The 15,164-nt window shown below is 66.8% G+C and carries 11 protein-coding genes; 2 read left to right on the top strand and 9 right to left on the bottom strand.

What is annotated here, in order from left to right:
- Window positions 1–8: 8 nt before the first annotated feature.
- From CTP10_RS21240 to CTP10_RS21200, 9 genes are all read right to left on the bottom strand, one after another.
- Window positions 9–1,721 (bottom strand): thiamine pyrophosphate-binding protein, encoded by a 1,713-nt coding sequence (locus CTP10_RS21240; RefSeq protein WP_116319664.1) that lies wholly within the window; start codon window positions 1,719–1,721, stop codon window positions 9–11.
- Complete coding sequence (locus CTP10_RS21235; protein WP_116319665.1) at window positions 1,718–2,050, bottom strand: cupin domain-containing protein; 333 nt, start codon at window positions 2,048–2,050, stop codon at window positions 1,718–1,720. Before CTP10_RS21235 ends, CTP10_RS21240 begins: the two co-directional genes overlap by 4 nt.
- Window positions 2,047–3,504: an NADP-dependent succinate-semialdehyde dehydrogenase gene (gene gabD / locus CTP10_RS21230; protein WP_116319666.1), complete on the bottom strand. Its 1,458-nt coding sequence runs from the start codon at window positions 3,502–3,504 to the stop codon at window positions 2,047–2,049. The genes CTP10_RS21235 and gabD overlap by 4 nt, the downstream gene beginning before the upstream one ends.
- Before the next feature lie 35 nt (window positions 3,505–3,539).
- Window positions 3,540–4,802 (bottom strand): 4-aminobutyrate--2-oxoglutarate transaminase, encoded by a 1,263-nt coding sequence (gene gabT / locus CTP10_RS21225; RefSeq protein WP_116319667.1) that lies wholly within the window; start codon window positions 4,800–4,802, stop codon window positions 3,540–3,542.
- Window positions 4,803–4,854: 52 nt separating this feature from the next.
- Window positions 4,855–6,492 (bottom strand): ABC transporter ATP-binding protein, encoded by a 1,638-nt coding sequence (locus tag CTP10_RS21220; protein ID WP_116319668.1) that lies wholly within the window; start codon window positions 6,490–6,492, stop codon window positions 4,855–4,857.
- Between the two features lie 32 nt (window positions 6,493–6,524).
- Window positions 6,525–7,364, bottom strand: a complete 840-nt coding sequence (locus CTP10_RS21215; protein ID WP_029044537.1) for an ABC transporter permease — start codon at window positions 7,362–7,364, stop codon at window positions 6,525–6,527.
- Window positions 7,361–8,365 carry an ABC transporter permease gene (locus CTP10_RS21210; RefSeq protein ID WP_116319887.1) on the bottom strand — a complete coding sequence of 335 codons (1,005 nt, stop codon included), beginning with the start codon at window positions 8,363–8,365 and terminating at the stop codon, window positions 7,361–7,363. The genes CTP10_RS21215 and CTP10_RS21210 overlap by 4 nt, the downstream gene beginning before the upstream one ends.
- Window positions 8,366–8,523: 158 nt before the next feature.
- Complete coding sequence (locus CTP10_RS21205) at window positions 8,524–10,128, bottom strand: ABC transporter substrate-binding protein (RefSeq protein ID WP_116319669.1); 1,605 nt, start codon at window positions 10,126–10,128, stop codon at window positions 8,524–8,526.
- An 86-nt stretch (window positions 10,129–10,214) separates the two neighbouring features.
- Window positions 10,215–11,570, bottom strand: coding sequence for an ArgE/DapE family deacylase (locus CTP10_RS21200; RefSeq protein WP_116319670.1), 1,356 nt, complete (start codon window positions 11,568–11,570; stop codon window positions 10,215–10,217).
- A 174-nt stretch (window positions 11,571–11,744) separates the two neighbouring features.
- Between CTP10_RS21200 and pdxR the strand changes: the two genes are divergently transcribed.
- Both pdxR and CTP10_RS21190 read left to right on the top strand, forming a co-directional pair.
- Window positions 11,745–13,340: a MocR-like pyridoxine biosynthesis transcription factor PdxR gene (gene pdxR / locus CTP10_RS21195; RefSeq protein WP_199414587.1), complete on the top strand. Its 1,596-nt coding sequence runs from the start codon at window positions 11,745–11,747 to the stop codon at window positions 13,338–13,340.
- Window positions 13,341–13,486: 146 nt separating this feature from the next.
- Complete coding sequence (locus CTP10_RS21190; protein ID WP_116319671.1) at window positions 13,487–14,905, top strand: FAD-binding oxidoreductase; 1,419 nt, start codon at window positions 13,487–13,489, stop codon at window positions 14,903–14,905.
- The last annotated feature ends 259 nt before the right edge of the window (window positions 14,906–15,164 follow it).

Below are 15,164 nucleotides of genomic sequence, written 5' to 3'. Positions count from 1 at the left end.
GCGCCGGCTCAGCCTGCCGCCTGGCGCGCCAGCGCCGCCGCGCGGATGCCGGACAGGGTCATGCCCGGCGCGATGCCGTCGGGGTCGTAGCGCAGCTCCAGCAGCGCCGGCATGCTGTGCGTGCTGGCAAAGTCGAGCGCGCGGTCCAGCGCGGGACCGAATTCGGCGTCGCTGGCGACCACTTCGCCGTAGCCGCGGTAGGCGCGCGCCAGTTCGGCGAACTCGGGGTTCTCGAAGCCCAGCGCGATGGTCCGCCCGGGGAACTCGCGTTCCTGGTGGGCGCGGATCGTGCCCCAGATGCCGTTGTTGAACACCAGCACCACGATGCCGAGGCGGTACTGCATGGCCACGCCCAGCTCCTGCAGGTTCATCTGGAAGCAGCCGTCGCCCGCATAGCAGACCACGGTGCGTTCCGGACGCTCCAGCTTGGCCGAGATGGCCGCCGGCAGCCCGTAGCCCATCGAGCCCACGGTGGGCGCCAGGCTGGTGCCGACGCCCTTGTAGCGGTAATAGGTGTGCGGAAAGACCGCGTAGTTGCCGGCACCGACGGTGATGCAGGCATCGTCGGGCAGGCGCTCGCGCACAAGGCAGGCGGCCTGATTCAGGTTCAGCGGGCCTGGCGCGGGCAGCGCCTTCTGGCTGTCGAGGTAGTCGTGCCGCGCGCGCTCCACCAATGCGGCGCGATTGTGTTCTCGCGCCGGACGCAGGCCGTCCACCGCGGCCGCGAACGAGACGACGTCGGCAACGATAGGCACCTCCGCGCGGAACACGCGGCCCAGCTCCTCCGGATCGGGATACACATGCACCAGCCGCTGGCGCGGCAGCGGGCTTTCCACCACCGTATAACCCTCGGTGGTGGCCTCGCCCATGCGGGTGCCGACGGCGATCAGCAGGTCCGACTCGCGGATGCGCGCGCGCAGTGCCTCGCCCATGCCCCAGCCGACATGGCCGGCATAGTTGGAATGGTGGTTGTCGAAGCATTCCAGCCGGCGCCACGCCAACCCCACCGGCAGGCCGAAGCGTTCGGCGAAGCCTTCCATCTGCCGCATCGCCTCGGGGGTCCAGCCGGAGCCGCCGATCATCAGGAAGGGACGCTCGGCCTGTTCCAGCATCGCGGCCAGGGACGCCAGCGCGTGCGGCGCCGGGGCCGCGTGGCTGCGCACGTAGCGCGGCATATCGGCCACGGTGGCCTTGCCCCACAGCGTGTCCTCGGGCAACGCCAGCACCACCGGCCCGGGCCGGCCACTCGTCGCCACCGCGAAGGCGCGCGCGATGAACTCGGGGATGCGGTCGGTGCGGTCGATCTGCGCGACCCACTTGGCCATCTGGCCGAACATGCGGCGGTAGTCGATTTCCTGGAAGGCTTCACGCTCGTAGAAATCGTTGCCCACCTGCCCCACGAACAGGATCATCGGCGTGGAGTCCTGGAACGCGGTATGCACGGCAATGCTGGCGTTGGTTGCGCCGGGGCCGCGCGTGACGAAGCAAACGCCGGGCTCGCCGGTAAGCTTGCCGTGGGCTTCGGCCATGTAGCCGGCGCCGCTTTCCTGGCGGCAGACGATCGGCGTGATCGCGTCCTGGTGGTCGTACAGCGCATCGATGCATGGCAGGTAGCTTTCGCCCGGCACCAGGAATACGCGCCGCACGCCCTGGATGCGCAGCTGCTCGACAAGGATCTGGCCGCCATTGCGCTCGCGCAGGTTGTGATGGGCTTGGCTCATTGGCAACTTCCTCCGCCCGCGGCACCGGCCGCCGGCTTGATCTCGATCTCCACGAACACGCATTCGCCTTCGTGGGCGTTGATGACGTTGTGCTCGACGCCGGCCGGACGGTGGTAGGCCTGGCCGGCGATCAGCTGGCTGGTGACCTCGCCGGCCGGCGTCTGCAGGCGCAGCGCGCCAGTGGTCATCGGCACCACCACATAGTCGTAGCCATGGCGATGCTGGCCGGTCTCGGCGCCGGGCGCGAAGCGCCACTCGGTCACGACCACGCGCTCGTTGTCGACCTGCACCGTGCCGACTGCCCTGGGCCGGTCTTGCGGCGCGCTCACCGGTCCACCCCGCCCATGCACAGGTACTTGACCTCCAGGTATTCGTCGAGGCCGTACTTCGAGCCCTCGCGGCCCAGCCCCGACTGCTTGACGCCGCCGAACGGCGCCACCTCGTTGGAGATCAGGCCGGTGTTGATGCCGACCATGCCGTATTCCAGCGCCTCGGCGACGCGCCAGACGCGGCCGATATCGCGGCTGAAGAAATAGGAGGCCAGTCCGAACTCGGTATCGTTGGCCATCGCGATCGCTTCCTCGTCGGTGGAGAAGCGGAACAGCGGCGCGAGCGGGCCGAAGGTTTCTTCCCGGGCCACGCGCATGGCAGGGGTAACGTCGGCCAGGACGGTCGGTTCGAAGAAAGTGCCGCCCAGCGCATGGCGCTTGCCGCCGGCGAGCAGGCGCGCGCCCTTGCCAAGCGCGTCGGTGATATGCGACTCGACCTTGGCCACCGCATCCTCGTTGATCAGCGGGCCCTGCAGCACGCCCGGCTCGACGCCGTAACCGACCTTCAGCTTTGCCACCGCTGCCACCAGCTTTTCGGCGAATGCGTCATAGACCTTGTCGTGAACATAGAGCCGGTTGGCGCAGACGCAGGTCTGGCCGGCGTTGCGGTACTTGGAGGCAATGGCCCCCTCCACCGCGGCATCGAGGTCGGCGTCGTCGAACACGATGAAGGGCGCGTTGCCGCCAAGCTCCAGCGAAAGCTTCTTGATGGTGTCGGCGGATTGCCGCATCAGGATGCGGCCCACCTCGGTCGAGCCGGTGAAGCTGAGCTTGCGCACCACGGGGTTAGCCGTGAGTTCGCCGCCGATGGCGATGGCGTCGCCGGTGATCACGCTGAACAGGCCCGCCGGCAGCCCGGCACGCTCGGCCAGCACGGCCAGCGCCAGCGCCGACAGCGGCGTGTCTTCAGCCGGCTTGAGCACCATGGCGCAGCCCGCGGCCAGGGCCGGGCCGGCCTTGCGCGTGATCATGGCGAGCGGGAAGTTCCACGGCGTGATTGCCGCGCATACGCCGACCGGCTCCTTGACCACGACCAGGCGCTTGTCGTTGGCGGGCGTGGCCAGCACGTCGCCGCTGACACGCTTGGCCTCCTCGGCGAACCATTCGAGGAAGGAAGCGGCATAGACGACTTCGCCCTTCGCTTCCGCCAGCGGCTTGCCTTGCTCGGTGGTCATCAGCAGCGCGAGGTCGTCGGCATTGGCCAGCATCAGTTCGTACCAGGCGCGCAGCACCGCGGCGCGCTCGCGCGCGGTCTTGCGGCGCCAGCCAGCCTGTGCCGCCTGCGCGGCGTCGATGGCGCGGCGCGTTTCGGCCGCGCCCATGCCGGGCACGGTGCCGATCAGGGCGCCGCTGGCGGGATCGGTGACAGTGAAGGTGGCGCCGCTGTCCGCATCTTGCCAGCTGCCGGCGATATAGGCCTGCGCACGCAGCAGGCCGGAGTCCTTGAGTTGCATGGAATGTCTCGTTGGTATCGATGGGAGCGAACGCTTCAGCGCGTCAGTGCCTCGGCCAGGATGTCCAGGCCTTCGTTCATCACTTCGTCCTGGATCGTCAGCGGGAACAGGAAGCGGATCACATTGCCGTACACGCCGCACGACAGCAGCAGCAGGCCCTTTTCCAGCGCGCGGTTCTGCACCGTGCGCGTAAAGTCGGGATCGGGGCTGCCGTCGGCCTGGCGGAATTCCACTGCCACCATGGCGCCGACGCCGCGCACTTCGGCGATCTGCGGCACACGCGGGCGCAGGTTTTCCAGGCGCGCCATCAAACGCTGGCCCAGTTCGGCGCCGCGTTCGATCAGCTTTTCGCTTTCGAGCACGTCCAGCACCGCCAGCGCCGACGCCACCGCCAGGGGGTTGCCGGCATACGTGCCGCCCAGTCCGCCGGGCGCGGGAGCGTCCATCACCTCGGCGCGGCCGCACACGGCCGACAGCGGCATGCCGCCGGCCAGGCTCTTGGCCATGGTGGTCAGGTCCGGCGCCACGTCGTAGTGCTCCATCGCGAACAGCTTGCCGGTGCGGCCGAAGCCGGTCTGGACTTCATCGGCGATCAGCAGGATGCCGTGCTCATCGCAGACCGCACGCAGCGCGCGCACGAAATCGGTCGGCGCGACGTTGAAGCCGCCCTCGCCCTGCACGGGCTCGAAGATGATGGCCGCCACGCGCTTGGGATCGATGTCCGCCTTGAACAGGTGCTGCAGCGCCTTGAGCGAATCGTCGGTGCTGACCCCGTGCAGCGCGCACGGATACGGCGCGTGGTAGACCTCGCCCGGGAACGGCCCGAAGCCGATCTTGTACGGCGCGACCTTGCCGGTCAGCGCCATGCCCATCATGGTGCGGCCGTGGAAGCCGCCGGAGAATGCAATCACGCCCGGCCGGCCGGTGGCGGCGCGCGCGATCTTGATGGCGTTTTCCACCGCCTCGGCGCCGGTGGTGAAGAATGCGGTCTTCTTGGCGGAGCGGCCCGGCGCACGGCGGTTGATCTTCTCGGCCAGTTCGATATAGCTGGCGTATGGCACGATCTGGTAAGCGGTGTGGGTGAAGCGCCCCAGCTGCTTCTCGACGGCCTCGACCAGGCGCGGATGGCGGTGGCCCGTGTTGAGCACGGCGATGCCTGCGGCGAAGTCGATATAGCGCTTGCCCTCGACATCCCAGATCTCCGAATTCAGCGCGCGCTCGGCGTAGAAATTGCACATCACGCCCACGCCGCGCGGGGTGGCGGCGTCCTTGCGGCGAACCAGTTCGGCGTTCTTCATCACTTCTCTCCAGTTATTCTTGCGGTTGCGACGTGGTTGGTGCCCGCGCCGCTCAGGCGGCGGCGCGGATCAGAGTGGGGTCCCATTCCTTGCCGGGAATCGCGCCGATCAGGCGCTGGGTATAGGCGTGCTGCGGCGCGTCGAAGATCTGCCCCGGCGGGCCGGACTCGACCACGCGGCCCTTGTGCATCACGAGCACGTGGTGGCAGATCTGCGCGGCGACGCGCAGGTCATGGGTAATGAAGATCAGGCCGATATTCAGGCGCTTCTGCAGGTCGGCCAGCAGCTCCAGCACCTGCGCCTGCACCGAGACATCGAGCGCCGAGACCGACTCGTCGGCCACCAGCAGCTTGGGTTCGAGCGCCAGTGCCCGCGCGATGCCGATGCGCTGGCGCTGGCCGCCGGAGAACTGGTTGGGATAGCGGTCGAACGCGGACGCCTCCAGCCCCACCAGCTGCAGCAGTTCACGGGCGCGCGCCTGTGCGGCCGCCAGCGGCACGCCATTGGCGACCGGGCCATCGGTGATGATGCGACCCACCGTGTGGCGGGGATTGAGCGAGGCAAACGGATCCTGGAAGATCATCTGCACGTCGCGGCGCAGCGGGCGGAACTGGCGCTCGGACAGCCGGGCGATGTCCTGGCCATCGAACATCAGCGCGCCGCCATCGATATCCGTCAGGCGCAGCAGGCATTTGCCGATGGTCGACTTGCCCGAGCCCGACTCGCCGACGATGCCCAGCGTCTCGCCGCGGCGCACCGTGAAGCTGACGCCATCCACCGCATGCACCACGCGCTTCTTGGTGAAGAGCCCGCCGCCGGTCACATAGGTCTTGCGCAGGTCGCGCACCTCCAGCACGGTCTCGCTCTCGTTGCGCCCGCGCTCGCCGGCACGGCCGTGCGGCACCGCGCCGATCAGACGCTTGGTATAGGCATGCTGCGGGCGGTTCAACACCTGGTCGGCGCTGCCCATCTCCACCAGAACGCCCTTCTCCATTACCGCCACGCGATCGGCGATCTCGGCCACCACACCGAAGTCATGGGTGACGAACATCACGCCCATGCCCTTCTCGGCCTGGATACGGCGGATCAGGTCGAGGATCTGCGCCTGCGTGGTGACATCGAGCGCGGTAGTCGGCTCGTCGGCGATCAGCAGCGCCGGTTCGAGCGCCAGCGCCATGGCGATCACCACGCGCTGGCGCTGGCCACCCGACAGGCGGAACGGATAGGCATGCATCAGCGTCGCCGGATCGGGCAGGCCGACGAACTCCAGCAATTCGAGCACCCGGCGCGCACGCGCCTCGCCCGAACAGGCGTTGTGCACGCGCATGACCTCGGCGATCTGGTCGCCCACGGTCATCACCGGGTTCAGCGCGGACAGCGGCTCCTGGAACACCATGGCCATGTCCTTGCCGCGCATGCCGAGCAGCGTGGCTTCGTCCTGCGTCAGCAGGTCGCGGCCCTTGAACAGGATCTGGCCCTGCTCCGGCTTCAGGTAGGTTGGCAGCAGGCCCATGATGGCGTTGGCGCTCATCGACTTGCCAGAACCCGATTCGCCGACGATGCAGAGGATCTCGCCGGCATGCAGGTCATAGGAGATATCGCGCACCGCGTAGGGGCGGTCGCCGCCCGCGGGCAGCGCGATCGAGAGGTCGCGGATCGACAGCAGGGGCGCTTGGTCGCTGGTCTTCATCACAGTTGTCCTTTGCATTTCCAGGCGGGCGCTCACTCGCCGCGGCGGCGCAGCTGCGGGTTCATGGCGTCGTTCAGGCCCTCGCCGATCAGGTTGATCGACAGCACCGTCAGCAGGATCGCCACGCCGGGCCATACACTCATCCACCACGCTTCGCGGATCATGGTGCGCGCCGCGCCGATCATGAAGCCCCAGCTCATCATGTTGCGGTCGCCCAGCCCCAGGAAGGCCAGCGCCGATTCGGTCAGGATCGCGGTGGCGACCATGAACGAGGCCGACACGATGATCGGCGACATGGCATTGGGCAGGATCTGCGTGGCGATGATGCGCACCGGCTTCTGCCCGATCACCACCGCGGCCTGCACGAATTCGCGCTGCTTGAGCGACAGGAACTCGCCGCGCACCAGGCGCGCCACCGGTGGCCACGACACCACCGAGATGGCGGCGACGATGGAATAGATCGACGGGTTGAAGATCGCCACGATCACAACTGCCATGGCCAGCTGCGGAATGGTCTGGAAGAACTCGGTGATGCGCATCAGCGCATCGTCGACACGGCCGCCGCAATAGCCCGCGACCGCGCCCACGGCGATGCCGACGGCGAGCGCCACCGCGGTGGAGATCACGCCGACCAGCAGCGAGACCCGCGCGCCGTAGAGCATGCCGGCGGTGATGTCGCGCCCGAGCATGTCGGTGCCAAAAGGAAGCGCCGGGTCGGTGAACGGCTGCACCAGCGGCTCGGCCACCATCAGCCACGGCGACTCTTCGTAGAAGATCGGCGCAAGCACGGCAAGTGCCAGCACGCCCAACAGCACCAGCAGGCCGATCACCGCGCCATAGTTGCGGCAATAACGTTGCAGGAAGGCTTTCATGCGGTGGCTCCCTTGCCACCCGCGGCGATGCGGGGGTCGATAAAGCGGTAGATCACGTCGGTCACCAGGTTGAAGAACACCACCAGCGCCGAGGTCACGAAGAAGATGCCGAGCAGCAGCTGGTAGTCGCGCTGCAGCAGCGCATCGAACATCAGCCGGCCGATGCCCGGCCACGAGAACACGGTTTCGGTCAGCACCGCGCCGCCGGCCATCTGGCCCAGCTGGATGCCAGCGAAGGTGATCACCGGCAGCAGCGCGTTGCGCAGCATATGCACGCGGATCACGCGGCCAGCGGGAACGCCCTTGGCGCGCGCGGTCTTGACGTAGTCCATGCCCATCACCTCCAGCATGGAAGCGCGCGTCAGGCGCACGTACACGGCCATGAAGAAGCAGCCCAGCGACACCGTCGGCAGGATCAGGTGCAGCGCCACGTCCTTGACGCGGGCCAGGCCGGTGTAGCCGGCGCCGATGGTCTCCATGCCGAAGGCCGGCAGCCAGCCCAGCACCACCGAGAACAGGATGATGGCCATCAGCGACAGCCAGAACAGCGGCGTCGCATACAGCAGCAGCGCGCCCGACATCACCGCGCTGTCGATCCAGCGGCGCCGGTTCTCGTAGCGGGTGCGCGCCGCGATCACGCCGAGCAGCACGCCCAGCACGATGGAAAAGAGAAACGCCCCGCTCATCAGCAGGAAGGTCGCGGGCAGCCGGTCGAGGATCAGGTCCAGCACCGGCAGGTGGTTGCGGTATGAGTAGCCCAGGTCAAGCTGCGCCACGCCCTTGAGATAGATGCCAAGCTGGGTCATCACGGGCTGGTCGAGCCCGAACTGCTCGCGCAGCTGGTTGACGAAGGCGGCGTCGCCGGCACCGGCTTCGCCCGCCATCACGGTGGCCGGGTCGCCCGGCGCCATCCGGATCAGGAAGAAGTTGATGACGACCACGCCAAGGACGACCACGACGGCCTTTCCGAGACGGGCGCCAAGAAAGGATAGAAAGTTCACGGCTTGCTCCACGCTGGCGGCCGGGCTGGCCACCACGGCACTGGGATGCAGCTGGCCCTCGCCGTTCCCCATGCGGGGCGCGGCGATGGCAGCGGATTTCAGGCTTCAAGATTGCCTGCCCGCGCCGGCTCGGGCGCGGGCAGTGGCTCCGGTCTCGCTCAGTTCTTCTCGAGCGAGACGTTGTCGAAGGACTCGTTCAGGCCGATGGCGGTGGTCACGAGGTTCTTGAAATGCTTGCGATACAGCGTGGGGAACTCCACCTCGAACAGGTTGGCGTTGGCCACGTCGGTCACCAGGATCTTCTGCAGCTCGCTGTACAGCTTCTGGCGCTCCGCGGTGTCCATGGTCGAGCCGGCCTTGGCCCACAGCTCGTCAGCCTTCGGATTGCTGTAGCCCTGCACGTTGGCGAACGGCGTGCCTTTGACGATATTGCGCGTCACGTAGAGCCGCTCGACGCCCAGCGCGGGGTCGCCGTACTGGTAGGTGTAGGTCGTGGTCAGGTCGAATTCCCAGTTGCTGACGCGTGCCGACCAGGTGCCGGCGTCGGCCGATTCGATGCTGACCTTGAAGCCGAGCTGCTCGAGCATCTGCTTGACGTACTCGTCTAGGCGATCCCAGTTGGCGCCGTACGAGGTCGACAGGATCTTGACCGGATACTTGCCCACGTCAACGCCCGACGCCTTGACCAGCTCGCGCGCCTTCTTCAGGTTGAAGTCGTACTCGGGCATGTTCTTGTCGAAGAACAGCGTGGTCGACGAGAACGGGCTGACCGCCGGCTTGCCCATGCCGAAGAAGATGTTGTTGACGATCATCTTGCGGTTGAGCACGTGCATCACGGCCTGGCGCACCTTGACGTTGTCGAACGGCGGCTTGCGCTCGTTGAGCAGCATGCTGGCCATCGGCGAGAACATTTCCCAGCCCTTGGTGGTGTACTCCACGTTGGGCAGCGCGCGCAGGCGCTTGACGTCGACGTTGTCGACATCGCCGCCGCGCAGCACCTGCACGTCGCCCTTCTCGAAGGCCACGGCGCGCGAGGCGGAATCGGGGATCACGTAGAACACCAGCTCATCCAGGTAGGGCTTGCCCGCCTTCCAGTAGTTGGGGTTCTTCGCCAGCTTGATATAGGCGCCCTTCTTCCACTCCTTGAACATGAAGGGGCCGGTGCCGACCGGCTTCTGGTTGGCCGGGTTGTTGCGGTAGTCGGTGCCGTCGTAGATGTGCTTGGGCATCATCGGCATGGTGCCGGTCTCGAACATCGAGATAAACGGCGGGAACGGCTCCTTGAGCTTGATCTCGACGGTGCTGTCGTTGACCGCGCGGATCGACGCCATGTACTTGTTGATGACCGCGCGCGTGCGCACGTGCACGTCGCGCAGCATCTTGTCGATCGAGAACACTACGTCGGCGGACGTGAACGGCTTGCCGTCATGCCATTTCACGCCCTTCTGCAACTCGAAGGTGTAGGTCAGGCCGTCCGGCGAGATGGTCCACGACTTGGCCAGCTCCGGCTGCGGCTTCAGGTCGGCGCTGTAGGTCAGCAGGCCCTGGTAGATCTTGCCGGCGACGTACTGCGTCGGCGCCTGCGAGTTCATCGCGCTCACCAGGATCGGCGGCTCGGGCTGGACGATACCGGACAGCGTGCCGCCCTTGGTCTGGGCAATGGCGTTACCTGCCGGCAATGCCAGCGGCAGCAGCGACAGGCCGGCGGCGGCAAGCGCCATCGAAAATGCTCTCTTGGTCAGGCGCATCGTGAATCGGTTCATCGGGCAGTTCCTCAGTTTGGCTCGGATTGGCTCGGAGCAGTGATGACTTTGGGATGGCAAGCCGGTTGTGCTTGCGCGCGGCTTCTTCAGGCCGCGTCGCCGGCCGGTTCCACGCCGCACCAGTCCACCAGGAACTGGGCCAGCGTCGTGGTCACTCGCACCATGCTTTCCAGCGACACCGATTCGTCGATGCCGTGGATATTGCGGGCCTCGGGGCCGTAGCAGGTCACCGGCGTTTCCAGGCCGATGCGGAAATGCCGGGCATCGGTGGTTGCCGTGGTCGCCTCGCGGCGGATCGGCGTGCCATTGACCTTGCGGTGCGCTTCGCCCAGCGCCTGCATGCTGGGCACGTCGAGATCGAATTCGCAGCCGGGGGCGTGGAAGCCTTCATAGCGGATGCGCAGTTCGAGGTTGCTGGCCAGGCGCTCCACGGTGGCGCGGATGCGCGCTTCCACAGTGGCCTTGGCCTCGTCGATATCCATGCTGGGGAAGAAGCCGATGCGCACGCCCAGCGTGCAGGTGCACGGCACCGACGAGTTCCACTCGCCGCCCTGGATCTGGCCGAGATTGAAGTTGATCGGGTGGGCGTGGTCGCGGTAAGCCGCCGGGCGGTGCTCGGGGCGGTTCCATTTGGCCTCCAGCTGGCGCAGGTCTGCCATCACCGCGATGCCTGCCTCGACCGGGTTGACGCCGCTGGTCATGTAGGCCGCGTGCGCCGGCTTGCCAGTCAGCTCGATGAACATCCAGAACACGCCGACCTGCGCGCTCATCAGGCTCTCGCCCAGCGGCTCGGGAATGATCACGGTGTCGAAAGATGCCAGCTTGCCGGCCCCAACCGCGCTGCGCAGCGCCGCCACCGTGGCCAGCGCGCCATTGCCGGTGTTCTCTTCTTCCAGCACGGCATTGAAGCCGACCGCCCCCGCCGGCTGCAGGCCCAGGCTGGCAAGCGCCTTGAACGCGGCCAGCGCGCACACGATGCCGCCCTTCATGTCGCCGGCGCCGCGGCCATAGAGCCAGCCATCCTTAACCACCGGCGCGAACGGCGACTGGCTCCACATCGATTCCGGACCGGTCGGCACCACGTCGAGATGCCCGTTGAACAGCACCGAGCGCCCGCCCTTGCCGCTGGGCCGGTGCGTCGCCAGCAGGTTGTAGCGGCCGCCGTCCGGGCAGCACGCCGGCGAGTACATCGGCAAGTGGCGGATGTCCTCGGTGCGCAGCGCGATGCGCTCGGAAGCCAGGCCCAGTTCGGCCAGCGCGCCCTCGATGAAGTCCGCCGCGGGCTGCTCTTCGCCCGACGGGCTCCTGGCGGCCACGAAGCCGGACAGCTTCTCGACCATATAGGGCAAGAGTTCACGCACGGCCTGCGAGAGTTCAGCGGTGGTGGGTACCGCCGCCTGTACGGGGGACAGACTGACCGTGAGGGAATCGGGACCTGACATGAAAACTCTCCTGGCGAGGGGGACGCATGAGGGGGACGCATCAAGGGGACGCAAAGCCAACGCATCGATCGGCAATCACGAAAAATTTCTCGATGACGCCAACCACGGATGGAAAATTAAACGATCGTTGGTACCATACATAGATCCATATTCACGATATTTGCTGGAGCCACTTTGAAGGAAACGATTCTGTCCGAGTTGTTGCTGCAGCGATTGGAGCGCCCGGCGGGAACGCAGGCGGACCGCAACGGGACGCATATGAACCGCCAGCTGTATGAGCTGATTCGCCAGGAAATCCTTGCTGGCTCTATCTCCGCGGGCAGCAAGCTGCCCGCATCGCGGCTGCTGGCGACGGAGATAGGGGTTTCCCGCAATACCGTTTTGTACGCGTATGAGCAGTTGCTGGCAGAAGGCTACGTCACCGCATCGACCGGACGTGGCACCTTTGTCTCGCAGACTTTTCCCGACCATAGTGCATTGCACAAGCCTGGTGCCCGGATTGGCACCACGCCTGTGCCCGCAGTGCAGCAAAATTCAAACCGTTTCGATCTGTCACGGCGCGGGATGCACCTCGTGTCCAACGCCGGCGCGTCGGATCGGCAGTGGGGCGCCTTCATGGCGGGCGTGCCCGATGTCTCGCTGTTCCCGCACGCGACCTGGGCCCGGCTGCTGAACAAGCACTGGCGCAACCCGCGTCCGGAACTGCTGACCTATGCCCACCACGGCGGCTATATGCCGCTGCGGCGCGTGCTGGCCGAGCACCTGCGGCTGGCGCGCGCGGTGCGCTGCGAGCCCGAGCAGATCATCCTGACCACCGGCATCCACCAGGCCATCGACCTGATCGCGCGCCTGCTGGCCGATCCGGGCGACAAGGCATGGATGGAAGACCCCGGCTACTGGGGCACGCGCAGCCTGCTGACCAACGCGGGCGTCGACGTGATCCCGGTGCCGGTGGATGACGAAGGCATCGCGCCCGATGCCGCCACGCTGCAGGACCCGCCCCGCTTTATCTTTGCCACCCCCTCGCACCAGTACCCGCTCGGCACGGTGATGAGCCTGACGCGCCGGCGCATGCTGCTGGAATATGCGCGGCAGCGCGGCGCCTGGATCGTCGAGGACGACTACGACAGCGAGTTCCGCTTCGAGGGCAGGCCGCTGGCTTCGCTGCAAGGCCTGGACGAGCACGACCGGGTCATCTACATGGGCACCTTCTCCAAGACGCTCTTCCCCGGGCTGCGCATGGGCTTCATGGTGCTGCCCAAGCCGCTGGCGCCGCATTTCGCCACCGGCCTGTCGGAACTGTTCCGCGAGGGACAACTGATGCAGCAGGCGGTGCTGGCGGACTTTATCGAGGAAGGCCACTACGCCACGCACCTGCGCCGCATGCGCCAGCGCTATGCGCAGCGCCAGGGGCTGCTGCGCGAGGCCATTGCGAAGCGCTTCGGCCAGGACTGGCCCACCTCCACGCATGAGGCCGGGCTGCACCTGGTGATGCACTTGCCGCCGGGCGCCGACGATCTCGGCATCAGCATGGCGGCGCGTACGCAGGGCCTGTCGGCGCGGCCGCTGTCGCGCTACTACAGCAACGAGCAGCGGGCGCGGCAAGGGCTGCTGCTGGGCTACGCCTGCGTACCGGAGGACGACATCGGCCCCGCCTTCCACAAGCTGGCCGAAGTCATCGAACCCGCCATGGATCACCTGGCCCGCACGCGCCAGCCGCCGCGCGAGTTCAGCGCGCGCATCAACAACGAAGCATGGAGCGGTGCATAAGGCAAGCACGTGAAGCCGGGCGCAAGGCGTGGTGCCACCGCGCCGGCGCCGATTGGCTCTTATCACCATGCGCGGCCTTGCCATAGCATTCGTGGCTGCGCCCAAGCACTCTCCCCCGCTCATCCACGCAACCGGAAAGACCCTCGATGGCAACCGTGCAAGACCCCTCCGCCCTGCTGGCCGAACTGGCCGGCGTTCTCGACTCCGCCGGCCTGCAAGTTGGCGATGCCATCGAAACCCGCTTCCGCAAGGACTGGTACGCGCCGCTCGATCCCCAGCCGCCGATGGCGGTGGCGCGGCCGCGCAGCACGGCCGAGGTGTCGGCGGTGCTGGCGATCTGCAATCGCCACCGGCAGCCGGTGGTGCCGCAGGGCGGCCTGACCGGCCTGGCGGGCGCCGCCACGCCCGCCGGCGGCGAACTGGTGCTGTCGCTCGAGCGCATGCGCGGCGTGGAAGAGATCGACGCGCAGGCCGGCACCATGACCGTGCTGGCCGGCACCACGCTGCAAGCCGTGCAGGACGCTGCGCGCGCGGCGGACTGGCTCTTTCCGGTGGACCTGGGCGCGCGCGGCAGTTGCCAGATCGGCGGCAATATCGCCACCAATGCGGGTGGCAACCGCGTGATCCGCTACGGCATGATGCGCGAGCAGGTGCTGGGCCTTGAAGCGGTGCTGGCCGACGGCACCGTGGTCAGCTCGCTCAACAAGATGCAGAAGAACAACGCCGGCTACGATCTGGGCCAGCTCTTTATCGGCAGCGAAGGCACGCTCGGCGTGATTACGCGCGCCGTGCTGCGGCTCGCGCCGCTGCCAGGCTGCACGCAGACCGCGCTGTGCGCGCTGCGCAGCTACGAAGACGTGGTGGCGCTGCTGCGTCATGCGCAGCGCCGCCTGTCCGGCCGCGTCTCGGCCTTCGAGGCGATGTGGGCCGATTTCTATGACCTGGTGACAACGCGCGTGCCCGGCGTGCGCGCCCCCCTGCCGGCCGGCTCGCCGTTCTATGTGCTGGTCGACCTGCAGGGCAATGACGCCGACCAGGACGCCGCGGCCTTCGAATCCATGCTGGAAACGGCGATGGAAGCCGGCCTGATCACCGACGCCGCGGTGGCATCCAGCGAGAAGGAAGCCGAGAGCTTCTGGAAACTGCGCGACGCGGTCGCCGAGTTCCCCGTGATGTGGGCGCCCAATGCCGCCTACGACGTCAGCCTGCCGATCGGCCAGATCGGCCGCTTCGCCGAGAGCCTGCGCGCGGCGGTGCTGGCGCGGTGGCCGCACGCCGAGCTGGTCAACTTCGGCCATGTGGGCGACAGCAACCTGCATGTCAGTGTCTATCTGCCTGGCGCGACCGCAGAAAATTTTCCGGAGCATGAGATCAGTGAGGTGCTCTATCCGAAGGTGCGCGAATTCGACGGCAGCATTTCCGCAGAGCACGGCATCGGCACGCACAAGAAGCCCTTCCTCGGGCATTCGCGCACGCCGGCGGCGCTGGGGTTGATGCGCTTGCTTAAGCGTTCGCTGGATCCGAATTTGATTCTGTGTCCGGGGCGGGTGATTGACGTGGAATGATTAGCCGCCGAATATTTCAATTTAATGCCGTTTCGGCATTTTTGGCATATTCGGCTCGATGACGCCCCTCTGCGATCGCGCGGTTGTTTAAGGCCCGACTTTGGTGCGCGTGAGAATTAAGCGCCGCAAATGGCGTATGCCAGATTGAAATGACTTTGACGCGACATTTCCATTTATATGTAGGTACTTAATAGATTTCCATAGCTTTCCATAGCTTTCCCAAAAAGGTGTTGCTGGCGCGCATCGTGTGTTTTTTACA

The sequence above is a fragment of the Cupriavidus sp. P-10 genome (genome assembly GCF_003402535.2).
Taxonomy (GTDB): Bacteria; Pseudomonadota; Gammaproteobacteria; order Burkholderiales; family Burkholderiaceae; genus Cupriavidus.
The sequence above is the reverse complement of the archived record's forward strand: the minus strand, read 5'-3'. Positions and strand labels throughout refer to the sequence as shown.

Coding starts and splice junctions, on each gene's coding strand:
- gabD (WP_116319666.1), bottom strand. CDS start 3,504: ATGCAACTCAAGGACTCCGGCCTGCTGCGTGCGCAGGCCTATATCGCC.
- gabT (WP_116319667.1), bottom strand. CDS start 4,802: ATGAAGAACGCCGAACTGGTTCGCCGCAAGGACGCCGCCACCCCGCGC.
- CTP10_RS21215 (WP_029044537.1), bottom strand. CDS start 7,364: ATGAAAGCCTTCCTGCAACGTTATTGCCGCAACTATGGCGCGGTGATC.
- CTP10_RS21220 (WP_116319668.1), bottom strand. CDS start 6,492: ATGAAGACCAGCGACCAAGCGCCCCTGCTGTCGATCCGCGACCTCTCG.
- CTP10_RS21205 (WP_116319669.1), bottom strand. CDS start 10,128: ATGAACCGATTCACGATGCGCCTGACCAAGAGAGCATTTTCGATGGCG.
- CTP10_RS21240 (WP_116319664.1), bottom strand. CDS start 1,721: ATGAGCCAAGCCCATCACAACCTGCGCGAGCGCAATGGCGGCCAGATC.
- CTP10_RS21200 (WP_116319670.1), bottom strand. CDS start 11,570: ATGTCAGGTCCCGATTCCCTCACGGTCAGTCTGTCCCCCGTACAGGCG.
- CTP10_RS21190 (WP_116319671.1), top strand. CDS start 13,487: ATGGCAACCGTGCAAGACCCCTCCGCCCTGCTGGCCGAACTGGCCGGC.